Source organism: Aeromonas sp. 600527 (assembly GCF_049175415.1).
Lineage (GTDB): Bacteria > Pseudomonadota > Gammaproteobacteria > Enterobacterales > Aeromonadaceae > Aeromonas > Aeromonas veronii_A.
Genome location: NZ_JAAKVA010000005.1, coordinates 40,425 through 65,542, shown reverse-complemented (window position 1 = coordinate 65,542; position 25,118 = coordinate 40,425). Strand labels below are relative to the sequence as shown.

The window sequence follows — 25,118 nt, the reverse complement described above, 5'->3', positions numbered from 1 at the left end:
CATGCTTACCCTGTCGAAAATATCCAATATCCGGAGCCAGCTCTCTCCTAGCGAGCTCAAGATTGCCGATTACATCCTCTCCTGCCCGGAGCAGGTGACTCGCTTCTCCTCCCAGGAGCTGGCCCAGCAGGCGGAGGTGAGCCAGTCGAGCATAGTGAAGTTCACCCAGAAGATCGGGTTCAAGGGCTTCACCGCCTTCAAGCTGGCGGTTAGCGAGGATCTGGGGCGCAAGCATGCCATCAAGACCGACAATGTCGGTGATCTCTACAATGGCATCGGGCGGGACGATGATCTGGAGACCATGGCCAAGAAGCTGGCGCAGGAGAAGATCAACTCCATCGTCGAGACCACTCAGGCCCTCGACAGTGCTCTGCTGAAGCAGGTACTCGATACCATAGATGGCGCCGGGCGGGTGCAGCTGGTGGGGATTGGCGGTTCGGCACTGACTGCCAAGGATCTCTGGTACAAGTTGCTCAAGATCGGCGTAACTACCCTGTTTGCCCAGGATAGCCATGTGCAGATCTCCATCGCCCAGACCCTGGGGCCGGGTGATGTGCAACTGGTCATCTCCTATTCTGGCGCCAGCCGTGATGTGCTGGCGGCGGCCGAGCTGGCCAAGCGCAATGGTGCCACCCTGATTGCCGTGACTTCGTTCCGGCAAACCCAGTTGCGCCAGATGGCCGACATGGTGCTGGATACGGTGGCGGAGGAGAACGAGTTGCGTATCTCTTCCATCTCCTCACGTACCGCCCAGAACACCATTACCGACATCCTGTTCCTCGGCCTGGTGCAGCGCAGAGACGAGCGAGCCTGGGCACTGATTGACGGTACCCGGGATGCCATCGACCGACTCAACAAGGAGTGAGGTCGGCTCTGCCTCTGTATCATCCGTACAACAAAAAACCACCTGAACAGGTGGTTTTTTGTTGTCTGCTAGAGGTCAAGGGCCCAGCGGATAAAGGCTTTACGCCGCTTGGCATCGGCCGCCAGATAGAGTTCCCGCAGGGTGGCATCCGCCTGCTCCGGCGTAAGTGCCGAAGCGGTATGAATGGTAGTTGCGGCTTGTGTTGCGAAAATGGGGGGCGGACTTGCTGTTGGTGTATGGCTCGCCAGCAGGGCCTGGTAATCGGTGCCCAGACCATCCTGGCTGCGTGGCAGGGCTTGTAGTGTCAGCGGCTGTGATATGCCCTTGTCGTCACTCAGCAGCAGGGTCGGGCTGGCGGCAAACTGGCGGATAGCCGAGGGGCTGGTCAGCACCGGGGTGGTCAGTTGCAGCGTCCCTTGTGCTGGTGCTGTAAGGGTGACCAGCAGAGGAGCTGAGGTCACGCGTCCCGGGCTCTCGTTGGTGGATCGAGGGTCACTTGGGCTGTCAAAGCGCACCAGCAGTCGGGACTCTCCCGCCGGGAGCTCAATGGTCCGGGTGAAGGCCGAGGGTTTGCCCTGTGGCGAGGCGAGCAGGGTGAGGGTATCGGCCAGCTCCAGCCGGGCCGCCTGTGCCGGTACGCTGAGCAGCAGGGCAAACAGGGGGGATAATAGTAGGGGAGAGAGCAGGGAGGATCGTGCCATCATAAGACTCCATAAAGGAGCCGGCCCGCAGGCCGGCAACCAGATCAGAATTCGTAGCGCAGGCCGAGGTGGTAGAAGCTCTCGCTGTTGCTGCTGCCACCAAAGCTGGTGATGGTGCTACCAGCCAGACCATCTTCACCATTGCGGATCACATAGGCGCTGTAGAGGGAAGATCGCGGGGTGAGCTTGTATTGCAGCTCCAGCGTAGTATCGCGCAGTGCCATCTGGTCGCCACCCTCGTTGACGAGGTGACGATAGCCTGCGCGGGCCCCCCACTTCTGGTTGATGTCATACACAGCGGTCAGTTCCCACACCTTGTCTTCACTGTCGGCACGGCCGTCGCGATAGGTCACCTGATCCTTGCTATAGAGGGCACCCAACATCAGAGGGCCGAGATAGTAGCGGGTACCAATCCCGGCGAAGCGATACTCATCGGCATTGGGATCGACCTTGCTGCCACTGCTCTGGGCGGCTTTGGTCTGCTGATACGCCACGACCGGAGCCAGTTTGCCGGCACTGCCCAGATCGAAGGTGTAGCGCAGGGCACCGTTGTAGCCGTAATCGAGATCCGAAGTGCTGTTGCCGAGGATGTAGGCGAGCGAGAGATCCAGATTGCCGAGGGTGTTCTGGTACTGCAGGGTGCCATCCTGACGGAACACCTGCACGGCGGTGGAGTCCACCTTGTTGGCCTGACGGGCCATGGAGACGTCGGAGGCGGCAAACACATCGCCGATATCGGTGAACATGATGAGGCCGGAAGAGACGCGCCCGCCGGTCACCTTGCCCCACTGACCACCATCAATCCCTGCCCAGACGTAACGGGCGGTGAGATCGCTGCTGTTCTTCTGCACGTTGTTGGCGTATTCGGCTGCATTGACCTGATATTGCGCCATGCCGATCACTGCGACATCGTCATTGACGGTCTGACGGGCGGTAAAGCCGATACGGCCATCGAAGTCACCCTGATCATTGCCGCTCTTCTTGTCGGAAATATTGAAGCCAAGACGGCCGTAGAGGTCGACGTTGGAGCCATTGTCAGCCTGATAGATGACGGCCGCATGAGCGGAACCTGTGCCGAGCAGTGCGGGAAGAACCAGAGCAAGCATGGATTTTTTCATTTTTTATCGTTCCTGTACGGGCTCTGTGCCAGAGCCGGGATGAGTTCGGCCATGACCCCGATTGCTCGGGGCCAGACCTTGGCTAGAAATCCGGAGGAGGGATTAACTCAGATCGACGTTCTTGCAGCCGAACATCAGGGTGAAGAGGTAGCCGCCGAGGTAGGCAACGGCGAGGCCGACCGCATAGACCATCATGCCGGGGAAGATCCCCTGGGCGGAGGTCATCAGCGGCAGGGCGACGATACCGGAGGGGCCAAAGACGGTGTTGAGGCCGACCGGCAGACCCAGCCAGGAGATCAGGCCAACCACGAAGCCCCCCAGCGAACCACCGCAGCAGGCCGTGATAAAGGGTTTGACCCGCGGCAGGGTGACGCCGTAGATGAGCGGCTCACCGACCCCCAGAATGCCCGGAATGATGGTGCCCTTCACCTGAGTGCGCAGTAGGGAATCCTTGCCTGCCCGGCTGTAGAGCGCCAGCGCAGCCCCTACCTGTCCGGCACCGGCCAGCGCCAGGATAGGAAACAGGGAGTTGAAGCCCTGGGCATCCATCAGCGCAAAGTAGACGGGAACGAACCCCTGGTGGATGCCAAACATCACCGAGATGAGGAACAGGCCAGCCAGAATAGCGGTACCGAACGGGTTGCCATTGAGGTTGATGAAGAGCCAGGACATGCCGTTATAGAGCTGCACGCCGAGGGGCATGATCAGGATAAAGGTGACGGCTCCCATGATCAGCAGGGTGATGCAGGAAGTGAGGATCATATCCAGACTGTCCGGCATGTAGCGGCGAACCTGGCGCTCAACCGAGGCGCCTATGATGCAGGCGATCAGCACGCCGATGATGTTGCCGCGGGGATCGATCTGATGGCCGAAGAAGTCGGTGATACCGGAGTAGATGCCGCTGCTGGCCTGAGGGTCATAACCCATGACAAACAGAGAGGCGATGATGGCACCGTTGACGCCGGAGCCACCAAACGCCTTCTGGGCGTTGTAGCCGATCAGGATGCTGAGGAAGCTGAACAGTCCCTTGCTGAAGAGCTTCATGTAGCCGACGAATTCGGCCAGCATGCCCCCTGTCTGCTGTCCTTCCAGCAACAGGGTCTGTTCGATCAGGGTGGCACAGCCGAGCAGCAGACCCGCAGCGATAAAACCGGGGATCAGCGGAGTGAAAATGGTGGCAAACTTGGCCAGGAAGCGGTGCGCCGCACTGCTCTGCTTCTGCTTCAGCGCCTGCTTGTTGGCGGCGGCGATGTCGCCAAGATCCGCAGGTTGCGGACGGGGGGCGGTGAGGATGCCAGCGTCCGTACTCAGCATACCGTTCATCATTTCGCAGGCGGTCTGGGCTTTGCCCGGACCAAGCACGATCTGGAACTGGTTGTCGCTTTCAATCACCCCCATCACCCCGGCGATCCGTTTGATAGTATCGCGATCGGCATGCAGGCTGTCCGCCAGGCTCAGCCGCAAGCGGGTCATGCAGTGGCCACAGTTGGTGATGTTATCCCGGCCGCCGATGGCCTGGATGATCTGGCCAATCATGGAATCAGTTATTTTTGCCATAAAGAACCCGGTCAGTCTGATGTGAGGGGGCGGATGCCCCCGCTTATGTTGTTATCCTGTCGCCATTGCTGGCGCGGCCAATGTGCGGTCGGCCGATTAATCTGTGCATTTGCTGATAAAGCCGCCGCTGCTTTTCAGCCGCTCTCGTGCTTCGCTGGCGGAGATATTGGCCAGGATCATTACGATGGCGGTCTTGCAGTGGCTATCCGCGGCGGCAAGAGCCTGCTCGGCCGTGCCACGGTCACATTCGGTTGCTTCCATGACGATGCGCTTCTGGCGTTCCACCAGTTTGGCGTTGGTCGCCTCCACATCTACCATCAGATTGCCGTAGACCTTGCCGGTGCGGATCATGGCACCGGTCGAGAGCATATTGAGGATCAGCTTCTGGGCTGTGCCCGCTTTCATGCGGGAGGAGCCGGTCACTATCTCGGGTCCGACCACGGCGACCATGCTTATGTCGGCCGCTTTGGCGAGCGGGCTGCCCGGGTTGCAGCTGATGCTGCACACTGTGGCACCCAGGCTCCTGGCATACTGCATGGCGCCCAGCACATAGGGGGTTCGCCCGCTGGCTGCGATACCCACCAGTACATCGTTGGCACTGAAGTGGATGTTTTTAAGATCGTTGGCACCGAGTTCTGCATCGTCTTCGGCATTCTCCACCGCCTGCAGTATGGCCTTGTGGCCCCCGGCAATCAGGCCGATGACCCGTTCGGCAGAGACACCGTAGGTGGGTGGGCATTCGCTGGCATCCAGAATGCCGAGGCGCCCGGAGGTGCCTGCCCCGATGTAGATCAAGCGGCCGCCTTTGCCAAATGCCGCAGCAATAGCATCGACCGCCTTGGCGATCTCGGGCAGCAGTCGGCCTACAGCCACTGCTACGTGTTGATCTTCTTGATTGATGATCCGCAGCATATCCAGCGTCGGGAGCTGATCGATCTCGATGCTGGCTGGATTGCGGGTTTCAGTAATCATGCTTGATAGGTCAATGGTCATCGCTTCCTCTACTTCAGGTCGTCGCCATCCCCGGCGTACATCATCTTTCTTGATGCTGGCTATCATGCTCGATTTTTGATTTTTATTATGAGATCGCTATCGCATAATTAATTATTCCGTTAATTTTTTCTTTTTGTAATTAAAATTCCTGAAGAGGCGTACAGATACAAGAGCGAAGATGACAGGGGGATTGGCTAGCCTGCTTGATGGGCATGCAACAAAAAGCCCCGGTCAGTAGGCCGGGGCTTGCAGAATCATCGGTGTTAATTGACCGAGATGGCGCGGGCGTCGATGAAGTAACGGGCCTTGCCCTGTTTGTCGATCTGGATTTTGGCGAGCAGCCTCTCTTGCTGCCGGTGTTCCCACAGTTGTTCTATGTTGGCAAGGGCTGGATTGGCTATGCCGAGCACATTCAGGTATTCGTGAAACAGGCTATGACTGCCGATTTCGGTCAGCATCTTGGTCATATGGGCACTCTTCTGGAACAAGGGGGGCAGATACAAGATAGCCATGTCGAGCTGAATGAGTGCTGTACAAAAAACAGACAGGCTTTTCGTGCAACAACAGCGATGCAGCGGGTCGGGGAGTATGGGAGCTCAGATTACAAAAAGCCCCGGTCAGTGGACCGGGGCTGGCTGGTTATTCGGTATCAGTTGATGGATATGGCGCGAGCATCGATGAAGTAACGGGCATTGCCCTGCTTATCGATCTGGATTTTGGCGACCAGCTGCTCCCGCTTTTTATATTCCCAGTGTTGCTCAATCTTGGCGAGGGATGGGCTCGCAATCCCAACCACGTTCAGGTACTCGTGAAACAGGCTATGGCTCCCTATTTCGGTCAGCATCTTGTCCATCTGCATACTCTCCTGAAGTTGAGTGGGTATTCATCAACAAACCTATCAGCGTCCGTCTGAATAAAGTCTGTATAAAAAACAAACTAACCCATTTTTGTGTCAGTAACATGATCAGGAACAAGATCAGTGCAGATCGTCAGGGACTTTTTGATACCGTTTTCAATCAGAGCTGGCGGGCTTTTGCGGCAACTGATCAAACGTGCCGGAAGCCTGCGGTAGCGCCGGTGCGGTTTGCATGGTCTGGCCGCCGTGGAAGACCGGATCCTGTGCCACTTCCTTGATGCCGTTGATGCAAAACTGCATACCCATGCAGACCAGCAGGAAGCCCATGATGCGGGTCATGGCATCGATGCCGGTGGCGCCAAGGATCTTGCAGACCGGATCCGCCAGCTTCAATACTCCCCAGCTGATCAGGCTCATCAGGGCAAATGCAGTGACCATGGCGCCATAGATAGTGAGGCGGTTGTACTCGTCAGGCAGCTCGGCAATCTGGGCTGCCCCGCTTATTACCAGCGCCATGGTGCCCGGCCCGCACATGCTGGGCATGGTGAGTGGTACGAAGGCGATGCTCTGGTTGATATCGACCCCGCTCTGCTGGCTGGGGGCGGGGAACAGCATGCGAAAGCCGATAAAGCCGATGATGAGCCCCCCGGCCAGGCGCAAACCCGGGATGGAGATCCCGAACAGATCCAGAATCGAAGATCCGATAAAGAAGGTGATGCAGAGGGTGCAGAACAGATAGATGGCCGCCATATTGACCTGACGGCGCACGTGTTCGCGCGACATCCCCTTGCTCAGCCCCAGCAACAGGGTGGCTGTGGTGGGGGGATTGACCATGGGCAGCAGCGCCAGCAAGGCGAGAAATACGACCTGAAAGAACATGTTGAGCCTCGGGTAGCAGGGATGAATGGAAATACCTTGATCCAGGTGGTCACCTGACTCAAGAGGGAGGCTATCTTATGCTGGCGAAACTGAACATAAGCAGTACAAAAAAGCCCCGGCAGTTACCGGGGCTTGTTGTTCGGGTCAAGCCGCTTGCGGCGCTTGCTGTTGTCGGATGGCCCGTTGCTGGAACCAGAGCCAGAGGCCGATGGCAAAACCCAGCACCGACAGACTCACCACATAGTGGGAGGGGGCAAGCATGTCGCTCTTCATCCAGAGGGTTACCGCCATCGGGGTGAGGCCGCCGAAGATGGCGTAGGCCACGTTGTAGGAGAACGACAGACCGGAGAAGCGCACCACCGGCGGGAAAGCGTTGACCATCACGTAAGGCACGGCACCGACAATCCCGACCGCAAAGCCCGCCAGCATGTAGAGCGGCACCAGCTGGCTCGTACCGGCCGCCAGACCGTGATAGAAGGCGTAGCTGGAGCCAGCCAGCAGCAGGGAGCCGAACATGAAGGTGAGACCGCTGCCCAGCAGGTCGATCAGTCGACCATAGACAATGCAGCCGAGGGTCAGGGCAACGATCGCCAGCGAGTTGGCGGTCAGGGCGTCGGCCGGGCTGATGCCATAAACCTTCTGCAGATAGGTGGGGGTCATCAGGATCACCACCACGATACCGGCGGAGAGCAGCCAGGTGAGCAGCATGGAGACCACCACGCTGCTCTTGTGGTTGCGCAGCACCGACTTGAGGGGCAGTTCGTCAGCCAGGGTCTTGTTGGCCTTCATCTCGGCGAAGACCGGGGTCTCGTGCAACCAGCGACGCAGGTACATGGCGACGATGCCGAAGATACCACCGAGCAGGAAGGGCACTCGCCAGCCCCACTCGCTCACTTCGGCCGGGGTCAGGTTCTTGTTGACCGCAGTCGCGATGAGGGAGCCGAGCAGGATGCCGGCCGTCAATCCCGCCGTGAGCGTGCCGCAGGCGACCCCGACCCGACGGGCAGGGACGTGCTCGGCGACAAACACCCATGCGCCCGGCACTTCACCGCCGATGGCGGCGCCTTGCAGGATCCGCAGTCCCAGCAGGGCGATGGGGGCGCCGATGCCGAGTACCGCATAAGTCGGCAACAGACCGATCAACAGGGTCGGCAGCGCCATCATGATGATGCTGAGGGTGAACATCCGCTTGCGACCGATGAGATCGCCAAAGTGGGCCATGATGATGCCGCCAAGCGGGCGGGCCAGATAACCGGCGGCGAAGATGCCGAAGGTCTGGAACTGGCGCAGCCACTCAGGAATGTCGGCCGGAAAGAACAGCTCGCCGATGACCACGGCGAAGAAGACGAAGATGATGAAGTCGTAAAACTCCAGCGCACCGCCGAGGGCAGCCAGACTCAGGGTTTTGTAATCCTGTCGATTGAGGGGGCGGGCGTGATCGTGTTGTTGTGTGCTTGTGGTCATATCCGTATGTTTCCCATCGGTTTTTTTAGTTATTGTCACCCCGTGCAAGGGGCATATACAGGTGATCGAGAGTATGCTGCCTGCCTCTTGTGTGTAAATCGCGCAATTCGCAACACTGTCTTGCATCTTTTTGGGGCAATCCGAATGCCCCGCTGGCGGAGGAATGATGGAAAAGAAACGGGTACTGCTCTCCTGGAGCAGCGGCAAGGATTGCGCATGGGCACTGCATCAGTTGCGGCAAGATCCCGCCATCGAGGTGGTGGGGCTGTTTACCACCCTCAATCAGGCATTCGAGCGGGTAGCGATGCATGGGGTGCGCAAGCAGCTGTTGACCGAGCAGGCCGCCTGCGTCGGGCTGCCTCTCATCACCATCGATCTGCCCTGGCCCTGCAGCAACGAGGATTACGCCCGCATCATGACTGGCTTTATCGCCGATGTGGTGGCACAAGGGATCCGCCATATGGCCTTTGGCGACTTGTTCCTCGAGGATGTGCGCGCCTACCGTGAAAAGCAGCTGGCAGGCACTGGCATCGAACCACTGTTCCCGCTGTGGGGCAGCAATACCCGTGAACTGGCGCCGCAGATGGTAGCCGCTGGGTTGAAGGCGCGGATCAGTGCTCTCGACCCGAACAAGCTGGATGCCAGCCTGGGGGGCCACGACTTTGACGAGGCACTGCTGGCGGCGCTGCCGGAGGGGGTCGATCCGTGCGGCGAGAACGGCGAGTTTCACACCCTGGCCTATGATGGCCCCATGTTCTCCCGTCCGCTCGGCATTCGGGTCGGCGAGACAGTGGTGCGCGACGGCTTTGTCTTTACCGATCTGCTGCCAATCTAGGATTAATTATCGGGCGTCAAATGCTCCCTTTTGCAGGAGCTTTCACAGATTTGAAGGGCGGGATGGGGGCACTATTGGCCCCCTCTTTTGATTGAAGATGACAACCTGCCTTATGAAACACATCTCTCGTCCGGCGCTGCTTGCCTCCTTGCTGGCTGCCGCCCTCTCTCAGCCTGCCGTGGCGGGTCAAGCCGCTACCGTTCAGCCTATCCCTGCCGGTGTCACCACCGTCACTCTGGCCCAGCAGGCGCCGATCCACTGGGTGTCGGTGGAGCAGATTGCCAAGAGTCTGGATGGCCTGCCCCCGATGGCAGTCGGGTTTGATATCGACGATACCCTGCTCTTCTCCAGCCCGGGTTTTTATCGCGGCAAGCAGGAGTTCTCACCCAACGACGAGAGCTATCTGAAGAACCCCGCCTTCTGGGAGAAGATGAATAACGGCTGGGATGCATTCAGCATGCCGAAAGAGGTGGGCAAGGCGCTCATCGCCATGCATCTCAAGCGCGGTGACCACATCTATTTCGTCACCGGCCGCTCGGCCACCAAGACCGAAACCGTGAGCCAGACCCTGCAGCAGACCATGAATATTCCGGCCGACCAGCTCAATCCGGTGATCTTTGCCGGTGATCAGCCGGGCCAGAACACCAAGGTGCAGTGGCTCAAGGATAAGCAGATGAAGCTCTTCTACGGCGACGCCGATGGGGATATCAAGGCGGCGCAGGAGGTCGGCATTCGCGGCATTCGTCTGCTGCGGGCCGCCAACTCCAGCTATCGGCCACTGCCGTTGGCAGGGGCGCTGGGGGAAGAGGTGATCATCAACTCCCAGTTCTGATCCGGAGCGGATCCATGCAAAAGGGCGGGGCCATTGGCACCCGCCCTTTTTGCATCCGTCATCCAGCTCGGGTCAGTCGTCTGCCCACGGCATCTCGGGCAGGCTGTCGAGGAACTCGCCGTAACGGGTCAGATTGAAGGGGCCCTGATCAGCCTCCATCGCCATCAGCTCGGCACCGAGGGCGCAGGCGATATATTGCAGCGCCTCTTCCCGCGGGGTGCCCTTCATCACCAGTCTCATCAAGGTAGCTTTCACGTGGGGCGGGTGACCGTCGTTGAGCTGGTTCTCCACCATCTCCAGCAGCGCGTCTTCGTCAAAAAATTCCTGAGTGTCGTTCATGGGATATCCGCAACAGTGAATGTGGCGGCCAGTATAGCCTGAATGGGGCTAACACATTGAACGGCCTGCGAATAAACAATCCGATGGGGAGGCCATTTGTTACCCATAATTAGGAGGAGTTTGCCAAGGCAAACAGGTTGGAACACAGATAACATGGATGGACACGCCTATGCCCACGATAGATTCCCTGCTGGCCGAGCCCAAGCTACTGCCCCAGATCCCGGAAGTGATGCGCGATTTGATCCAGACCTTCAATGAAAAGGATCCGGATCTGCTCAAGATCAGCAAGTTGATCAACAAGGACCCTGTCATCTCCGCCAAGTTGCTGCGGCTGGCCAACTCGGCCAAATTCGGTAGTAGTCGTCAGATCGGCACCGTCAATGAAGCCTCGGTGCGGCTGGGGTTGGCGATGGTGCGCAACATGGTGCTGGCCTGCGGGCTCACCGAATCGGTCACTGCGGTGCCCGGCATTGACCTCAAACACTTCTGGGGCAGCGTGTTCAACGTGGCGGAGCTGGCCCGTCGTCTGGCGGTGAAGAAGGGGATGAAGGGAGATGAGGTTTTTACCTGCGCCCTGCTCTACGATCTTGGCCGACTGGTGATGCATGTGGGCCTGCCGGAAAACACCGTCCATCACATCCACGATCTGGAGCTGCACAAGGGGCGGGCCAAGGCGGAAGAGCTGGTGGTTGGCTTCAACTATGCCCAGGTCGGGGCGGCCATGGCACGTTACTGGAAGTTCCCCGAGACCATCAGCAATGCGGTGGAGTATCACTACAACCCCATGCTGGCCAAGGAGTTCTCTCCCGAGGCCGGGTTGATCCATCTGGCGATCGTGCTGGCTGCGCAATCCGATGTGGGGGAAGAGGCGCCACCCGAGTGGCCCCACAAGGTGGCAGATGCGCTGGGGTTGAGCTGGGCCGATTGTGCCGCCCAGTTCACTGCGCTGCGCGAGCAGGGTAATGGCTATGCCGGGTTGCTGGCTGCCTGACCACTCTGCTACCGCTGTGTGACATCGTAAAAAGGGGCCGAGGTTGGCCCCCTTTTCATGGCCGTGAGCCCGCTATTGCTTGTCAGTCGGTTGTCGAGGGGGCACTCTGCTGACTTCGCCTGTTTTGAGAGAGCCCTTGCCATGATTACCTCCCCCCGTCTCGTTCTGCGTGAACTGACCATCGCCGATGCCCCCTTTATTCTTGAGCTGCTCAATGACGGTGACTTCTATCGCTACATCGGTGATCGGGGCATTCGTACCCTGGAACAGGCGCAGGAGTATATCCAGCAGGGACCGGCGGTGAGCTATGCCCGTCATGGTCACGGCCTCTATCTGGTCGAGCGCAGGGAAGATGGCGCCAGCCTCGGTATCTGCGGTCTGATCAAGCGCGATACCCTGGAGCAGGTCGATATCGGTTACGCCTTCCTGCCGCAGTATCGCGGTCAGGGTTATGCCATCGAAGCGGCGCAGGCTGCTCTGGCCGATGGCAAAAGTCGGCTGGGGATCGGGCAGGTGATTGCCATCGTTACGCCGGGCAACGAGCGTTCCATCGGCCTGTTGGCCAAGCTGGGGCTGGTGCGTAGTCGGCTGGTCAAATTGAGCGAAGATGCCGATGAGTGCCTGCTGCTGGAGCAGTGATCAAGGTCAGAGAGCTGGAAAGCGAATGGCGAGGTGGCTGTCAGGCTGAGTGACAAGCAAGAGGCCGGGTCTGGCTAAAGGAGTGAGAGAGAAGCAAAGAGGCCGCCGTGAGTTGCGGCCTGTCTGCATCGGGCGCTGCCGGAGGGCAGGCAGGATCAGTTGAGGTCTTCGATGGAGAACTCGCCAGCGATACCATCACAGGAGATGGCGAAACCGCCGCTGAAGCGGGTGCTGAACTGGATCAGAAACGCATCATTGTCGTGCTCTTGCACAGGCAGGTTGATGGGCTTGCTACGACGCAGGGGCTTGTGTGTTTGTACTGCTTTCATCATGGTATTTCTCTATATAAATTAGGTGTTTGCTCCTTGTATTGGCAAATGTCAGGTCAATGGGCGCGGTCGATTGGGTGAACGACAAGCGCGCAGGAATACCCAGCCCGGTTAAAGGGCGTCTGCACTTTCAAGGAATATGCTGATGCATAAATCAAATTGGGTGGGCAGATCGGGTCTGCACCGTGAGAGCCGGGCAACGCAGGCAGACAGCCTGACGGTTCTCAAGGCGAGTAAATCAGAAGAAGGTTATGCGGGTACTGGCAGGATTCATCGTGAGGTGAAGCATTGCAGGATAAACATAAACAGGGCTGATTAACTAGCCGGCGCGCATTCTCTCCTCGAAATGAATAAAAAGCAAACAATAATTTGCCGATGTTGAAGTCAGTACGCTTTTCCTCTGTGTAATCAAGGCGCTATCAGCAGCAAATATTCGCAACTATCCGCCATAAAAAGAGGGCTCCCGACGGGAGCCCTCTCTCATTCTGCAATCAGCACAGTGGGCCGACTCAGTAGTCGCCACAGGCCTTCTTGGCGGCCGTGATCATCGGGGTGATGGTCATGCCTTGCACCACGATGGAGAACATCACCACCGAGTAGGTCATCACCAGGATGACCTCCCGCAGATCGACACCATGTTCCGGGATCATCATGACGCCGGAGGGGAGTGCCAGCGCCATCGCCATGGCCAGACCACCGCGCAGGCCACCCCAGGTGAGGATCCGTACCGAGAAGGTGTTGTAATTGCGGAATCGGCGGAAAGCCACATAGGGCAGCGACACGCTGATAAAGCGGGCACCCAGGCAGAGCGGCACCGCAATGACCAGTAGGATCCAGTCACGCCAGGCGAGATCCAGCAGTACCAGCGCCAGACCGATCAGCAGGAACAGCAGGGCGTTGAGGAACTGGTCCATCAACTCCCAGAAGTGATCCAGGTGATGGCTGCTCTGCTCGGAGAAGCCGGAGTGACGGGTCCAGTTGCCGATCATGATGCCGGTGACCACCATGGCCAGTGCGCCGGAGACGCCGATCATGTTGGCAAAGGCGAAGCCGGCGGTCGGGATGCAGAGGGTCAGCAGCAGCTCCAATGAACCGTCATCGGTGGCGCTGATCATCACGTGGGCGATGAGGCCCAGCACGGCGCCGAACAGGATGCCGCCGAGGGCTTCGTGCAGGAACAGACCGGCCACGCTACCGAAGGTGGGTTCGACACCGCCAAAGGCGACGGCAAACACGGTAGCGAAGATGACGAGGCCAACACCGTCGTTGAACAGGGATTCCCCTTCAATCTGGATGGCGATCTGGGGTGGCGCCTTCATCTTCTTGACGATGGCCAGGACGGCAATCGGGTCAGTGGGGGAGATCAGCGCGCCGAACAGCATGCAGTAGACCAGCGGCAACTCCCAGCCCAGCAGCTTGGCGATAAACCAGAAGCCGTAGCCGATGAGGAAGGTGGAGAGCAGGGTGGCAATGATGGCCAGAATGGTGATCTCCCACTTCTGGCTACGCAGCGCCTTGAGGTTGATGCCAAGACCACCGGCGAACAGCAGGAAGCCCAGAATCCCCTTCAGCAGGAAGTTCTGGAAGTCGATGCTCTCCATGGTCTTGACGGCAAGAGGTTCCAGGTTGAACCAGCCCAGTTTGCCAAACAGCACCAGCAGTGCGGAGATCAGCATGGAGCCCGCAGTAATGGCGATGGTGGTCTGGATCTTCACAACATACTGGTTGGCAAAGGCGATAAAAATCGCCAACGCTGCCAGAAAACAGAGTGTGTAGTAGACGCTCATAGTTATTTTTTTCTCGTTGGTAGACAGCAAGCACGTATCCCTATGCAGGACGGGCATAGGTTACTCTCGGGCCCTATGTTACTCATTACCCATAAATGAGTATATGGTGGTGCATTTGGACTGATAGACGGCTAGATTTCCATTTTATTTGTTTGCTGTTAGGATGCTGTTTACGCAGTTGCATGGATGTAAGAGGAACACGCGGTGTCGAACGTAATGTCGAGCAGAGAGCCGAGCAAGCAGTCGGACGTAACAAAGAAGCTGGAAGCCTGCCTCAGGGAGCGGATCCTGATCATCGACGGGGCCATGGGCACCATGATCCAGGGCTACAAGCTGGGGGAGGCAGATTATCGGGGTGAGCGGTTTGCCGACTGGCATACCGACATCAAGGGCAACAACGATCTGCTGGTGCTGACCCGTCCGGCGGTGATCCGCGAGATCCACGAGCAGTATTGCGCTGCCGGGGCCGACATTCTCGAGACCAACACCTTCAACGCCACTCGCATCGCCATGGCCGATTACGAGATGGAAGAGTTTTCCGCCGAGATCAACCGTGAAGCCGCCCGTCTGGCTCGCGCCGTGGCCGACGAGTGGACGGCAAAAGACCCCGCCAAGCCGCGTTTTGTAGCAGGGGTGTTGGGCCCCACCAACCGCACCGCCTCCATCTCGCCGGATGTGAACGATCCCGGCAAGCGCAACGTCACCTATGACCAGCTGGTGGCCGCCTACACCGAATCGACCCATGCCCTGATCGAGGGTGGCGCCGACATCATTCTGATCGAGACCATCTTCGATACCCTCAACGCCAAGGCGGCCGCCTTCGCGGTGGAAGGGGTGTTCGAGGAGCTGGGTTACAGCCTGCCGGTGATGATCTCCGGCACCATTACCGATGCCTCCGGCCGAACCCTCTCCGGCCAGACCACCGAAGCCTTCTACCACTCGCTGCGTCACGTAAAGCCGGTGTCGTTCGGCCTCAACTGTGCGTTGGGGCCCGATGAGCTGCGCCAATATGTGGAGGAGCTGTCTCGCATCAGCGAATCCTGCGTCAGCGCCCACCCCAACGCCGGTTTGCCCAATGCGTTCGGCGAGTACGACCTCGATGCGGGTGAGATGGCGGAGCATATCCGCGAGTGGGCCCAAAGCGGCTTTCTCAACCTGGTCGGTGGCTGTTGCGGTACCACCCCGACCCATATCCGCGCCATGGCGGACGCTGTGGCGGGCATCAAGCCGCGTGTGCTGCCCGAGCTGCCGGTGGCCTGCCGCCTGTCGGGCCTCGAGCCCCTGATCATCACCCCCGAGTCCATGTTCGTGAACGTGGGGGAGCGCACCAACGTCACCGGTTCGGCCAAGTTCAAGCGGCTGATCAAGGAGGGGCTCTACGACGAGGCGCTCGATGTTGCCAAGCAGCAGGTAGAGAACGGCGCCCAGATCATCGACATCAACATGGACGAGGGGATGCTGGACGCCGAAGCGGCCATGGTGCGCTTCCTGAACCTTATCGCCGGTGAGCCGGATATCGCCCGGGTGCCCGTGATGATCGACTCCTCCAAGTGGGAGGTGCTGGAAGCGGGCCTCAAATGCGTGCAGGGCAAGCCGGTGGTCAACTCCATCTCCATGAAAGAGGGGGAGGAGAAGTTCATTCAGCAGGCGAAACTGCTGCGCCGCTACGGCGCCGCCGTCATCGTGATGGCGTTCGATGAAGCGGGTCAGGCCGATACCCGCGCCCGCAAGTTCGAGATCTGCCAGCGTGCCTACCGGATCCTGGTGGATCAGGTCGGTTTCCCGCCGGAAGACATCATCTTCGACCCCAACATCTTCGCGGTGGCGACCGGCATCGACGAGCACAACAACTACGCGGTGGACTTCATCGAGGCGGTGAAGGACATCAAGACGCATCTGCCTCACGCCATGATCTCCGGCGGCGTCTCCAACGTCTCGTTTTCGTTTCGCGGCAACGAGCCGGTGCGCGAAGCCATTCACGCCGTCTTCCTCTACCACGCCATCAGGAACGGTATGGACATGGGGATCGTCAACGCCGGCCAGCTCGCCATCTATGAAGACATTCCGGCGGAGCTGAAAGAGAAGGTCGAGGCGGTGGTGCTCAACCTCAATGACAACGCCACCGAAGAGCTGCTGGCCATCGCCGAGAAGTATCGCGGTGCCGGTGCCCAGGCTGAGGATCCGCGGGATCAGGAGTGGCGCAGCTGGCCGGTGGGCAAGCGGCTGGAGCACGCGCTGGTCAAGGGGATCACCGACTTTATCGAAGAGGATACCGAAGAGGCGCGCGCTGGTGCCGAGAAGCCGCTGCACGTCATCGAAGGGCCGTTGATGGATGGCATGAACGTGGTCGGCGACCTGTTCGGCGCGGGCAAGATGTTCCTGCCGCAGGTGGTGAAATCGGCGCGGGTGATGAAGCGGGCGGTGGCCTATCTGCAGCCCTATATCGAGGCGGAAAAGTCGGGTGGCTCCAGCAACGGCAAAATCGTGCTGGCGACCGTGAAGGGGGACGTGCACGACATCGGCAAGAACATCGTCGGGGTGGTGCTGCAGTGCAACAACTTCGAGATTGTCGACCTCGGGGTCATGGTCTCCTGCGAGACCATTCTCAAGACTGCGCGGGAGGTCGGCGCTGATATCATCGGGTTGTCGGGTCTCATCACCCCGTCGCTGGACGAGATGGTGCACGTGGCCAAGGAGATGGAGCGTCAGGGCTTCAAGCTGCCGCTGCTGATCGGCGGTGCCACCACCTCCAAGGCCCACACTGCGGTGAAGATCGAGCAGAATTACTCGGAGCCTGTGGTCTATGTCTCCAACGCCTCCCGTGCGGTGGGGGTGGCGCAGAGCCTGCTCAGCCCGGATCTTAAGGAGGCGTTTGTCGCCCGCATCGACAAGGAGTACGAGATCGCCCGGGATCAGCATGCCCGCAAGCAGCCGCGCTCCCGCCCGGTCAGTCTGGCCCATGCCCGCGCCAACCGGCACCAGCTGGATTGGGTTGGCTACCAGCCGCCCAAGCCCCGCGAGCTCGGGGTGCAGAAGTTCGAAGATGTGGCCATTTCGGTGCTGCGCCCCTACATCGACTGGACGCCGTTCTTCCTCAGCTGGGAGCTGGCGGGCAAGTATCCGCGCATCCTCGAGGACGAGATCATTGGCGAGGAGGCGACCAAGCTGTTTGCCGACGCCAACGCCATGCTGGATCAACTGGAAAAGGATCAGAGCGTGCGCTGCGCCGGGGTGGTCGGCCTGTTCCCGGCCAACGCGGTAGGGGACAGCATCGAAGTTTACAGTGACGAGTCCCGCACCGAGGTCATCAAGGTGCTGCACCACCTGCGCCAGCAGAGCGAGAAGCAGGGCTTCCCCAACTACTGTCTGGCGGACTATGTGGCGCCGAAAGAGAGTGGCAAGCCCGACTGGATCGGCGCCTTCGCGGTGACCGGCGGCATCGGTGAGGAGGCCATCGCCAAGGCCTACAAGGCGCAGCACGATGACTACAACGCCATCCTCATTCAGGCGGTGTGCGACCGTCTCGCCGAAGCCTTTGCCGAGTATCTGCACGAGCAGGTGCGCAAGGTACATTGGGGTTATGCTCCCGACGAGGCCCTCAGCAACGAGGAGCTGATCCGCGAGAACTATCAGGGCATCCGTCCGGCCCCCGGTTATCCGGCCTGCCCGGAGCACACCGAGAAGGGGAGCATCTGGGAACTGCTGAAGGTGGAGCAGGCTATCGGCATGCAGCTCACCGAATCCTACGCCATGTGGCCGGGGGCGGCGGTATCGGGTTGGTACTTCTCTCATCCCGAGAGCAAATACTTCGCGGTGGCGCAGATCCAGCAAGATCAGGTGGAAGATTACGCCGCCCGCAAAGGGATGACGCTGGCCGAGGCCGAGCGCTGGCTGGGGCCAAACCTGAACTGACTCCCGCGTGACACCGGTTGATCTTTAACGAGAAACGGCGGCATCCTTGCTTGGGTTGAACAACCTGCGCAGAGCCGCCGTTTAACCTGTTGGTCACAGTGACAGGGTAGAGTGCGGTTTGGTGTGGTTTGTCTTGTTGTCAGGATAAACAATTGGCGTTGTCTTGGCGCTGTGGCACCTTATACTCTCCCGCCCCATCCTGCCCAGGCATAGCCTTCTAGCGGAATTGTCATGAAGATCGCCATTTTATCCCGTGAGCCGAAAAACTACTCCACCCGCCGTCTGGTCGAGGTGGCACAGGCGCGCGGTCATCAGGTAGAGGTGCTCGACACCCTGCGCTGCTATATGAATATTGCTTCCCACAACCCCTCCATTCACTACGAGGGTGGGGAGCTGGGAAGCTATGACGCCGTGATCCCGCGGATCGGGGCCAGCATTACCGCCTACGGTACCGCCGTGCTGCGCCAGTTCGAGATGATGAACACCATGGCCCTCAACAGCTCGGTGGCCATCAGCCGTTCCCGCGACAAGCTGCGGGCGATGCAACTGCTCTCCCGCCATGGCATCGGCCTGCCCATCACCGGCTATGCCCACAGCACCCACGACGTGCCCGACCTCATCACCATGGTGGGCGGGGCGCCGCTGGTGGTGAAGCTGCTGGAGGGAACCCAGGGGATTGGCGTGGTGCTGTGCGAGACTCAGAAAGCCGCCGAGAGCGTGATCGAGGCCTTTATCCAGACCAACAACAACATTCTGGTGCAGGAGTATATCCGCGAGGCCAATGGCGCCGATATCCGCTGTCTGGTGGTCAACGGCAAGGTGGTTGCCGCCATGCGCCGTCAGGCCCAGCCGGGGGAGTTTCGCTCCAACCTGCACCGTGGCGGTACTGCCGAAGCGATCAAGATCACCCCGGAAGAGCGCGCCACCGCGGTGCAGGCCGCCAAGATCATGGGGCTGGATGTGGCGGGGGTCGATATCCTGCGCAGCGCACGTGGCCCGCTGGTGCTGGAGGTCAACTCCTCCCCCGGATTGCAAGGGGTGGAAGCCGCCTCCGGCAAGGATGTAGCCGGCAAGATCATCGAGTTCCTCGAACTCAAGGCGAGCCGCAAGAACAAACCGGCGGAGTGAGCCGCGGGCTTGCATCTGTCAGATAGAAACAGGGCGCCCTCGGGCGCCTTGTTGCTATCTGGCTGGTGGGCAGCGGTCTTGCCGGGGAGTGTCTGTTATCTCCCTTCTCCTACTATTTTGAATAGACGGGGGGAAGGGCCGGGTATGAGGGGGCTATGCCTTCGTGGGTTCGCTGGTGATCATCGCCAGCCTTGCGCTGAATACGCCATCCTCGAGCCGGGTGTCGATCTGCCAGCCCAGCTTCTCGCAGATGCGCTGGATGATGGTGAGGCCACAGCCGTAGCCGAGGATCTGATCCGGCGCCGCCGCCGTCGGGTTGCTGATGGTGAGCACCGGGCCGCACAGCTCGATGTCGATATGTCCCTCGGCATAGCTCAGGGCATTTTTCAGCAGGTTGCCGAGGGCGATGGCGAGCAGGGAGAGGGGGGCGTTTACTTCGCTGCTCTCGTCCAGATTAAGCCGGATATCGAGGGCCTCCCGCTGCAACAGTGGAGCGAGGCGGGCCAGCTCCTGACGGATCAGCGGGGTGACCTGTTGCAGCGGTCGCTCCACCGCCTCCTTGCGGCCCAGTAGCAGGAAGGTCTCGGTGAGCAGCGCCATCTCGTCGGCGGCGGCGCGGATGCGGGTGGTGGCGCGTGCAGCCGGTGCGGGCAGATCCGTCACCTTGCCGAGCAGGGCCGCCGAGCCCTGGATCACCATGTTGGGAGTGCGCAGCTCGTGGCTGGCGAAGCGGCTGAACTCCTGCTCGCGAGCGAATACCGCGCTCACCTCCTGTTTACCGGCCAACAGTGCCAGCTCGATATCCCGCAGCTCCTGCCAGGGGGCGTCGGGTTCGAAATCCGCCTGATCCGGGGTGAGGTGGGCGACCCTCTGTTGCAGCCGTTGCAGCGGCCCCGTGATATGGCGCACCAGCCAGATGCCGAAGCCGAGGCAGGCGAGCAGCAGGGTCACCCCGATCAGCCGGGTCGCCAGATGCAGCTTGTCCTCGTAGGGGTCGAGGTAGTCGTCTGCGTCGTCGTTGAACACCAGATAGAGCAGTCCCTCGCCGGAGGGGTGACGGGCCACCAGAAAGTGTTTGTCCTCCTTGCCCAGTTGGTGCTCGAAAAAGCCGGGAGTCTGGTAGGGCTTCAACCACTTGGGCAAGCGGCCCGCCTCGGTCCAGTAGCTGGAGAACTGTCTGGGGCTTGGAGCCGCCGCAGCCGGGCCGAGTCGCAGCCAGTCATCGCTGTAGCGGGTCACTTCGGCTTCCAGCCAGTGGCGCAGGCTCAGCTCCTCCATCTTGTCTTCGGCCACCAGCATCAAGCCGGAGAGCAGGATCAGCAGCACCACCCCGGCGCCGCCGAGCGCCATGATCAGGCGGCGGCGCAGGCTCGGCAGGCTCATGCGCTCACCAGTCGATAGCCCTGACCGTGCAGGGTCTCCAGCATGGGAGTGGGGAAGGGCTTGTCCAGCGCGTTGCGCAGGGCGTAGATGTGGCTGCGCAGGGCATCGGAGTCGGGCTCCTCATCCCCCCAGACGGTGTCGAGCACCTCCTGACGGCTGACGATGGCGGGGGCGCGGCGGGCCAGCAGGGCGAGGATCCGGAACGGGATTTTGCCGAGCTTGAGGGGCTCACCGGCGCGGGTGGCGCGGCCGCTGGCGACATCGACCGTCAGATCGCCAAAGGTGATGGCGCCGATGTCGCCGCGGGGGCCACGCAGGCTGAGGGCTTGCAGTCGCACCTCCAGCTCCTCCATGGCGAACGGTTTGACCAGATAGTCATCCCCTCCCGCCTTGAAGCCTGCCAGCTTGTCCTCCAGGCTGTCGCGGGCGGTGAGAAACAGCACGGGAGTGGCAATCCCCTGCTCGCGCAGGCGCGCCACTGTGCTGAGGCCATCGAGGCGCGGCATCATCACATCCATGATGATGACGTCGAAACGCTGATCCTCCAGCAGTTGCAGCGCCGCCTGACCGTGATAGGCACAATCGAGTCGGTGACCGGCCAGCTCCAGATAATCCATGATGGTTTCCGCCACCTGAGGATTGTCTTCCACTACCAAAATCTTCATGCTTTGCTCTCCTGGTTGGCGAGCGTTTCACGCTCTTTTCACACCGGATTCGGCATCCTGTTTGCCAGTGTAACCCCGAGGATCCCTGATGAAGAAGTCTCTCTGCGCCCTCCTGCTGTTGATCTTGTTGCCACTTGGCACCGCACAGGCGACCGAATTCAAACTGACCGGCCGCACCACCTGGCAGCTTGGCCAGTTGATGGTCAACGGCATGCCGTTCGTGATCGACGACCAGACCCGCTTCAAGGATTGGCTCAACGAGGATGACCTCGGCGGTACCTGGGTCGAGATGAAGGGGGTGGTGGAGAATGGCGTGCGCTATGTGCGCAAGGTCGAGGCCCTCGACGAAGATGACAAGGACGAAATGGATCTGGAGGGGCCGGTGGAAGGGGGGCGGATCTGGGGCTACACCACCTCGGATAACAGTCTGGCGCCGTTTGAAGGGCGCTGGCTCGAGCTGGAGTGCAAGTTTGACGGCATGCGCCTGAGCCGCTGCCGCGAGGATGACTGATCCGATCTCTGCGTTCCGATTAGAAATGCTCCCGAATGAAGCCCATGCTTGTCCTGCATGGGCTTTTTGTTCAGGGACGAACGAAGATGGAACAATCGAGAAAGTGGTGTGCATGGATGCTGGGTGTGCCGCTCTGGGCGGCGCAGGCGGGAGCCGACGAATTGTGGCTGGTGGAGCTGGAGCACAGCGATGGCATCCGCCTGCAATTTCAGGGGGCCGAAGTGGAGCAGGGCAGTGCCGCCGTCTGGCGGCAGGGGGAGATTTGGCCACAGCCACTCAAGCCCGGCGACCAGCTCGCCCTGCTGGTGGCCGATGGCGTTGCCACCCGGATTGAGCTGCTGGCCGCCAGAGCCCCGCTGGCCAATCAGCCCTGGCAGCGGGCGCAAGATCGCCTGCAATCCTTCGATGATCGGCAGCTCACCCTGGCCACCCTGGGCACTGTGCCACTCAATCCACAGGTGTGCTGGGTCAACGGCTCGGTCGCCGATCTGCACGCCGGGAGCGAGCTGGTATTGATCCGTTCGGCGGATGGAATATTGCAGGGAATTGAAGTGATCAATCCGGAAGAGTAATTCAGCATCTTCTTATTTAATATGGTTTCACCATATTGTGGCAGCCATTAAATAATGACTGTCACAATATTTATGATTTATTCCTCAATAAAGTCATCGCTCTAATTATTTTCCTGTATCACCATTATTTTGTTTGTCATGGATGTTTTTTGGTGGTTTATTTTATTTGTGTCAGGTTTTGTCGGAGTCCATACCTGTCAAATGAAAAAGGATATTTCTACACAATAACAATTATCGTATGTCTGAAAGAGGGATAAATGATGAATAGAATAATTACCGCCAATCTGGCGTTTTTGGCGTCTTCATTGATGCTCGCTCAGGTGCAGGCGGCTGAACCTGTCTACCCTGATCAGGTCAAGTGGGCGGGTCTTGGGACGGGCGTCTGTGCCAGTGGCTACCGTCCTCTGACCCGCGATGAAGCCATGAGTATCAAGGGTAATCTGGTCAGCCGCATGGGGCAGTGGCAGATCACCGGGCTGGCGGATCGCTGGGTGATTATGGGGTCGGGATATAATGGCGAAATCAAACAGGGCACTGCCGGAGAAACCTGGTGTTATCCCAACTCACCGGTTTCCGGAGAAATACCAACACTCTCTGACTGGAATATTCCGGCGGGTGATGAGGTCGATGTGCAATGGCGGCTTGTCCACGACAATGATTATTTTATCAAACCAGTCAGCTATCTCGCTCATTATTTGGGATACGCTTGGGTGGGTGGAAATCATAGCCCCTATGTCGGGGAAGATATGGATGTTACCCGGGTTGGCGATGGCTGGCTGATAAAGGGAAATAATGACGGCGGCTGCTCCGGATATCGTTGTGGGGAGAAGAGTTCCATCAAGGTAAGCAACTTCTCATATACCCTGGAACCCGACTCCTTCAGCCATGGTCAGGTCACCGAGAGCGGCAAGCAGTTGGTGAAGACCATCACGGCCAATGCGACCAACTACACCGACCTGCCCCAGCAGGTGGTGGTGACCCTGAAGTACGACAAGGCCACCAACTGGTCGAAGACCGACACCTACAGCCTGAGCGAGAAGGTGACCACCAAGAACAAGTTTCAGTGGCCGTTGGTGGGGGAAACCGAACTGGCCATCGAGATCGCTGCGAGCCAGAGCTGGGCTTCCCAGAAAGGGGGCTCGACGACCGAGACCGTCTCGGTTGAAGCGCGCCCCACGGTGCCGCCTCACTCCAGCCTGCCGGTGCGGGTTGCCCTCTACAAGTCCAACATCTCCTATCCCTACGAGTTCAAGGCCGAGGTCAATTATGACCTGACCATGAAGGGCTTCCTGCGTTGGGGTGGCAATGCCTGGTATACCCATCCGGAGAATCGTCCGACCTGGGAGCACACCTTTGCCGTCGGCCCGTTCCGCGACAAGGCAAGCAGCATCCGTTACCAGTGGGACAAGCGTTATATCCCGGGTGAAGTGAAGTGGTGGGACTGGAACTGGACCATCAGCGAGTATGGTTTGTCGACCATGCAGAATAACCTGGGTCGTGTGCTGCGCCCGATCCGTTCGGCAGTGACCGGTGACTTCTATGCCGAGAGCCAGTTTGCCGGCGATATCGAAATCGGTCAGCCCCAGACCCGTTCCGCGAAGGCTGCGCAGTTGCGTAACTCCTCTGCTGAAGGTGTGGCTCTGACCGGTGTGGATCTGGACAGCGAGGCCCTTGCCAGCGAAGGGTTTGGCAACGTATCCCTGACCATAGCACCGGTTCAATAACCTCACTCGCAGGCCCCTTTCATGGGGGCCTGCATCACCTGCCGGCCATGGATCCCTCTCCGGATTGCCTATCTACCCCACTTCTCATATCACTCACTGTTACTGCCCGTGGCTCCTGATCCTGGTGGTCACTCCTGCGAAGGTGTTGACCCGTCTACAATAGGCGGGTTTATCCTCAGCCCGTTGGATGAAGGAACCCCTATGTTGACGATTACCCGGCTGGCCAGAGAACTGGGCCTGAGCCGCACCACCCTGCTCTATTACGAACGTCTCGGTTTGCTGCTGCCCGCCCTGCGCGGGGAGAACGGCTATCGCCGCTATGGCGAGGCCGAGCTGGAACGGGGGCGGCAGATCGCCAGCTTTCGCGCCATGGGACTGCCGCTCGAAGAGATCGGCACCCTGCTGGCAGCGAGGCAGGAGAGCCACTCCTGCCTCGATGGTCACCTGCTGCGACTGGAGCAGGAGATCGCCGAGCTGAGGCGGCAACAGCGGGCCATCATCCTCTATCGCCAACAGACACACGAGGAGATCCCCATGGTAGACAAGGCTCGCTGGGTTGCCATCATGCAGGCCGCAGGCATGACCGAAGAGATGATGCGCAACTGGCACATCCAGTTCGAGAAGATGGAGCCGCAGGCCCATCAGGAATTCCTCGAATCCCTGCAGATCCCCGCCGCGGAGATCGCCGCCATCCGCACCTGGTCGCGCGGGGAGTAATCTCGTCTGACCACAGCACCAGCCGTTGCCCCATATTGTTAACGGCTTGTGCTTTAGATTTTCCCCCTTATACTGGCGCCATCTTGTCGGAGTGCTGACCGTCGAACGACGCGAAGCTGAGACCGTTAATTCGGGATCCGTGGAACCTGATCAGGTTAAAACCTGCGAAGGGAACAAGGGTAACTTGCGGGTTACCGCGCTGGGGGAGGAACAAGCCTCTTCCGCTCATCGAAGGGATCACCCTTGATGGGTCAGGGCGCACAGGAGGGAGTCTGTCCCGTCCGGTTGTCCAGCACGTGGGGCGCCTTGCCCACAGCGTGC

24 protein-coding genes and 1 riboswitch are annotated in these 25,118 nt (G+C 59.7%); of the genes, 11 read left to right on the top strand and 13 right to left on the bottom strand.

Features of this window, described 5'->3' with window-relative positions; genetic code table 11:
- Position 1 precedes the first annotated feature (1 nt).
- Positions 2 to 865 (top strand): SIS domain-containing protein, encoded by an 864-nt coding sequence (locus tag G5154_RS08735; protein WP_005342915.1) that lies wholly within the window; start codon positions 2 to 4, stop codon positions 863 to 865.
- 68 nt (positions 866 to 933) lie between these two features.
- Here the strand turns inward: G5154_RS08735 and G5154_RS08730 are convergent, their stop codons facing one another.
- The 8 genes from G5154_RS08730 to G5154_RS08695 form a co-directional block, all read right to left on the bottom strand.
- Positions 934 to 1,569, bottom strand: a complete 636-nt coding sequence (locus tag G5154_RS08730; RefSeq protein ID WP_421244941.1) for a DUF2057 domain-containing protein — start codon at positions 1,567 to 1,569, stop codon at positions 934 to 936.
- A 41-nt stretch (positions 1,570 to 1,610) separates the two neighbouring features.
- Positions 1,611 to 2,684, bottom strand: coding sequence for a porin (locus tag G5154_RS08725; protein ID WP_421250822.1), 1,074 nt, complete (start codon positions 2,682 to 2,684; stop codon positions 1,611 to 1,613).
- Between the two features lie 102 nt (positions 2,685 to 2,786).
- Positions 2,787 to 4,241 carry a PTS N-acetylmuramic acid transporter subunit IIBC gene (murP, locus tag G5154_RS08720; RefSeq protein WP_421250821.1) on the bottom strand — a complete coding sequence of 485 codons (1,455 nt, stop codon included), beginning with the start codon at positions 4,239 to 4,241 and terminating at the stop codon, positions 2,787 to 2,789.
- A gap of 96 nt (positions 4,242 to 4,337) precedes the next feature.
- Positions 4,338 to 5,234 carry an N-acetylmuramic acid 6-phosphate etherase gene (murQ, locus tag G5154_RS08715; protein WP_421250820.1) on the bottom strand — a complete coding sequence of 299 codons (897 nt, stop codon included), beginning with the start codon at positions 5,232 to 5,234 and terminating at the stop codon, positions 4,338 to 4,340.
- Between the two features lie 263 nt (positions 5,235 to 5,497).
- A complete protein-coding gene (locus G5154_RS08710) occupies positions 5,498 to 5,701 on the bottom strand; it encodes a hypothetical protein (protein WP_041209699.1) in 204 nt (67 codons plus the stop codon).
- A gap of 182 nt (positions 5,702 to 5,883) precedes the next feature.
- Positions 5,884 to 6,087: a hypothetical protein gene (locus G5154_RS08705; protein WP_005342922.1), complete on the bottom strand. Its 204-nt coding sequence runs from the start codon at positions 6,085 to 6,087 to the stop codon at positions 5,884 to 5,886.
- Between the two features lie 159 nt (positions 6,088 to 6,246).
- Positions 6,247 to 6,969: a MarC family NAAT transporter gene (locus G5154_RS08700; RefSeq protein WP_288728861.1), complete on the bottom strand. Its 723-nt coding sequence runs from the start codon at positions 6,967 to 6,969 to the stop codon at positions 6,247 to 6,249.
- A 144-nt stretch (positions 6,970 to 7,113) separates the two neighbouring features.
- On the bottom strand, positions 7,114 to 8,433 hold the full coding sequence (locus tag G5154_RS08695; RefSeq protein ID WP_421212234.1) for an MFS transporter: 1,320 nt from the start codon (positions 8,431 to 8,433) through the stop codon (positions 7,114 to 7,116).
- A 166-nt stretch (positions 8,434 to 8,599) separates the two neighbouring features.
- Here G5154_RS08695 and G5154_RS08690 point away from each other — a divergent pair, with 166 nt between their 5' ends.
- Positions 8,600 to 9,268 (top strand): adenine nucleotide alpha hydrolase, encoded by a 669-nt coding sequence (locus G5154_RS08690; protein WP_139472745.1) that lies wholly within the window; start codon positions 8,600 to 8,602, stop codon positions 9,266 to 9,268.
- A gap of 112 nt (positions 9,269 to 9,380) precedes the next feature.
- Complete coding sequence (gene aphA / locus G5154_RS08685; protein WP_319920154.1) at positions 9,381 to 10,100, top strand: acid phosphatase AphA; 720 nt, start codon at positions 9,381 to 9,383, stop codon at positions 10,098 to 10,100.
- 72 nt (positions 10,101 to 10,172) lie between these two features.
- Here aphA and G5154_RS08680 read toward each other — a convergent pair whose 3' ends face one another.
- A complete protein-coding gene (locus G5154_RS08680; protein ID WP_005348674.1) occupies positions 10,173 to 10,439 on the bottom strand; it encodes a hypothetical protein in 267 nt (88 codons plus the stop codon).
- Positions 10,440 to 10,608: 169 nt separating this feature from the next.
- Between G5154_RS08680 and G5154_RS08675 the strand changes: the two genes are divergently transcribed.
- Both G5154_RS08675 and G5154_RS08670 read left to right on the top strand, forming a co-directional pair.
- Positions 10,609 to 11,430 (top strand): HDOD domain-containing protein, encoded by an 822-nt coding sequence (locus tag G5154_RS08675; RefSeq protein WP_216979606.1) that lies wholly within the window; start codon positions 10,609 to 10,611, stop codon positions 11,428 to 11,430.
- 141 nt (positions 11,431 to 11,571) lie between these two features.
- Positions 11,572 to 12,069, top strand: a complete 498-nt coding sequence (locus G5154_RS08670; protein ID WP_216979605.1) for a GNAT family N-acetyltransferase — start codon at positions 11,572 to 11,574, stop codon at positions 12,067 to 12,069.
- Between the two features lie 155 nt (positions 12,070 to 12,224).
- On the opposite strand, the gene G5154_RS08665 is transcribed toward G5154_RS08670, so the two are convergent.
- Both G5154_RS08665 and G5154_RS08660 read right to left on the bottom strand, forming a co-directional pair.
- The gene (locus G5154_RS08665; RefSeq protein ID WP_005340085.1) at positions 12,225 to 12,401 is read right to left on the bottom strand and encodes a hypothetical protein; all 177 of its coding nucleotides are present in this window, start codon (positions 12,399 to 12,401) and stop codon (positions 12,225 to 12,227) included.
- Positions 12,402 to 12,907: 506 nt separating this feature from the next.
- On the bottom strand, positions 12,908 to 14,185 hold the full coding sequence (locus tag G5154_RS08660) for a cation:proton antiporter (RefSeq protein ID WP_019446508.1): 1,278 nt from the start codon (positions 14,183 to 14,185) through the stop codon (positions 12,908 to 12,910).
- 216 nt (positions 14,186 to 14,401) lie between these two features.
- On the opposite strand from G5154_RS08660, the gene metH reads away from it, so the two are divergent.
- Both metH and rimK read left to right on the top strand, forming a co-directional pair.
- Entirely contained in the window at positions 14,402 to 18,097 is a 3,696-nt protein-coding gene (metH, locus tag G5154_RS08655) for a methionine synthase (RefSeq protein WP_421250883.1), read from the top strand.
- A gap of 231 nt (positions 18,098 to 18,328) precedes the next feature.
- Positions 18,329 to 19,225, top strand: a complete 897-nt coding sequence (gene rimK, locus G5154_RS08650) for a 30S ribosomal protein S6--L-glutamate ligase (protein ID WP_005340088.1) — start codon at positions 18,329 to 18,331, stop codon at positions 19,223 to 19,225.
- 153 nt (positions 19,226 to 19,378) lie between these two features.
- Here the strand turns inward: rimK and G5154_RS08645 are convergent, their stop codons facing one another.
- Together G5154_RS08645 and G5154_RS08640 are read right to left on the bottom strand one after the other, a co-directional pair.
- Positions 19,379 to 20,608 (bottom strand): HAMP domain-containing sensor histidine kinase, encoded by a 1,230-nt coding sequence (locus G5154_RS08645; protein WP_335849104.1) that lies wholly within the window; start codon positions 20,606 to 20,608, stop codon positions 19,379 to 19,381.
- Positions 20,605 to 21,273 carry a response regulator transcription factor gene (locus G5154_RS08640; RefSeq protein ID WP_421250819.1) on the bottom strand — a complete coding sequence of 223 codons (669 nt, stop codon included), beginning with the start codon at positions 21,271 to 21,273 and terminating at the stop codon, positions 20,605 to 20,607. Before G5154_RS08640 ends, G5154_RS08645 begins: the two co-directional genes overlap by 4 nt.
- 88 nt (positions 21,274 to 21,361) lie before the next feature.
- Between G5154_RS08640 and G5154_RS08635 the strand changes: the two genes are divergently transcribed.
- The 4 genes from G5154_RS08635 (at position 21,362) to G5154_RS08620 (ending at position 24,797) form a co-directional block, all read left to right on the top strand.
- Positions 21,362 to 21,784 (top strand): hypothetical protein, encoded by a 423-nt coding sequence (locus G5154_RS08635; protein WP_005340092.1) that lies wholly within the window; start codon positions 21,362 to 21,364, stop codon positions 21,782 to 21,784.
- Positions 21,785 to 21,870: 86 nt separating this feature from the next.
- Entirely contained in the window at positions 21,871 to 22,356 is a 486-nt protein-coding gene (locus G5154_RS08630) for a hypothetical protein (RefSeq protein ID WP_421250818.1), read from the top strand.
- A gap of 260 nt (positions 22,357 to 22,616) precedes the next feature.
- Positions 22,617 to 24,080, top strand: coding sequence for an aerolysin AerA (gene aerA, locus G5154_RS08625; RefSeq protein ID WP_421250882.1), 1,464 nt, complete (start codon positions 22,617 to 22,619; stop codon positions 24,078 to 24,080).
- A 201-nt stretch (positions 24,081 to 24,281) separates the two neighbouring features.
- On the top strand, positions 24,282 to 24,797 hold the full coding sequence (locus G5154_RS08620; RefSeq protein WP_005342946.1) for a MerR family transcriptional regulator: 516 nt from the start codon (positions 24,282 to 24,284) through the stop codon (positions 24,795 to 24,797).
- Positions 24,798 to 24,874: 77 nt separating this feature from the next.
- Positions 24,875 to 24,987, top strand: a riboswitch (TPP riboswitch).
- Positions 24,988 to 25,118 lie beyond the last annotated feature (131 nt).

Coding starts and splice junctions, on each gene's coding strand:
- G5154_RS08735 (WP_005342915.1), top strand. CDS start 2: ATGCTTACCCTGTCGAAAATATCCAATATCCGGAGCCAGCTCTCTCCT.
- G5154_RS08730 (WP_421244941.1), bottom strand. CDS start 1,569: ATGATGGCACGATCCTCCCTGCTCTCTCCCCTACTATTATCCCCCCTG.
- G5154_RS08725 (WP_421250822.1), bottom strand. CDS start 2,684: ATGAAAAAATCCATGCTTGCTCTGGTTCTTCCCGCACTGCTCGGCACA.
- murP (WP_421250821.1), bottom strand. CDS start 4,241: ATGGCAAAAATAACTGATTCCATGATTGGCCAGATCATCCAGGCCATC.
- murQ (WP_421250820.1), bottom strand. CDS start 5,234: ATGACCATTGACCTATCAAGCATGATTACTGAAACCCGCAATCCAGCC.
- G5154_RS08710 (WP_041209699.1), bottom strand. CDS start 5,701: ATGACCAAGATGCTGACCGAAATCGGCAGTCATAGCCTGTTTCACGAA.
- G5154_RS08705 (WP_005342922.1), bottom strand. CDS start 6,087: ATGGACAAGATGCTGACCGAAATAGGGAGCCATAGCCTGTTTCACGAG.
- G5154_RS08700 (WP_288728861.1), bottom strand. CDS start 6,969: ATGTTCTTTCAGGTCGTATTTCTCGCCTTGCTGGCGCTGCTGCCCATG.
- G5154_RS08695 (WP_421212234.1), bottom strand. CDS start 8,433: ATGACCACAAGCACACAACAACACGATCACGCCCGCCCCCTCAATCGA.
- G5154_RS08690 (WP_139472745.1), top strand. CDS start 8,600: ATGGAAAAGAAACGGGTACTGCTCTCCTGGAGCAGCGGCAAGGATTGC.
- aphA (WP_319920154.1), top strand. CDS start 9,381: ATGAAACACATCTCTCGTCCGGCGCTGCTTGCCTCCTTGCTGGCTGCC.
- G5154_RS08680 (WP_005348674.1), bottom strand. CDS start 10,439: ATGAACGACACTCAGGAATTTTTTGACGAAGACGCGCTGCTGGAGATG.
- G5154_RS08675 (WP_216979606.1), top strand. CDS start 10,609: ATGCCCACGATAGATTCCCTGCTGGCCGAGCCCAAGCTACTGCCCCAG.
- G5154_RS08670 (WP_216979605.1), top strand. CDS start 11,572: ATGATTACCTCCCCCCGTCTCGTTCTGCGTGAACTGACCATCGCCGAT.
- G5154_RS08665 (WP_005340085.1), bottom strand. CDS start 12,401: ATGATGAAAGCAGTACAAACACACAAGCCCCTGCGTCGTAGCAAGCCC.
- G5154_RS08660 (WP_019446508.1), bottom strand. CDS start 14,185: ATGAGCGTCTACTACACACTCTGTTTTCTGGCAGCGTTGGCGATTTTT.
- metH (WP_421250883.1), top strand. CDS start 14,402: ATGTCGAGCAGAGAGCCGAGCAAGCAGTCGGACGTAACAAAGAAGCTG.
- rimK (WP_005340088.1), top strand. CDS start 18,329: ATGAAGATCGCCATTTTATCCCGTGAGCCGAAAAACTACTCCACCCGC.
- G5154_RS08645 (WP_335849104.1), bottom strand. CDS start 20,608: ATGAGCCTGCCGAGCCTGCGCCGCCGCCTGATCATGGCGCTCGGCGGC.
- G5154_RS08640 (WP_421250819.1), bottom strand. CDS start 21,273: ATGAAGATTTTGGTAGTGGAAGACAATCCTCAGGTGGCGGAAACCATC.
- G5154_RS08635 (WP_005340092.1), top strand. CDS start 21,362: ATGAAGAAGTCTCTCTGCGCCCTCCTGCTGTTGATCTTGTTGCCACTT.
- G5154_RS08630 (WP_421250818.1), top strand. CDS start 21,871: ATGGAACAATCGAGAAAGTGGTGTGCATGGATGCTGGGTGTGCCGCTC.
- aerA (WP_421250882.1), top strand. CDS start 22,617: ATGAATAGAATAATTACCGCCAATCTGGCGTTTTTGGCGTCTTCATTG.
- G5154_RS08620 (WP_005342946.1), top strand. CDS start 24,282: ATGTTGACGATTACCCGGCTGGCCAGAGAACTGGGCCTGAGCCGCACC.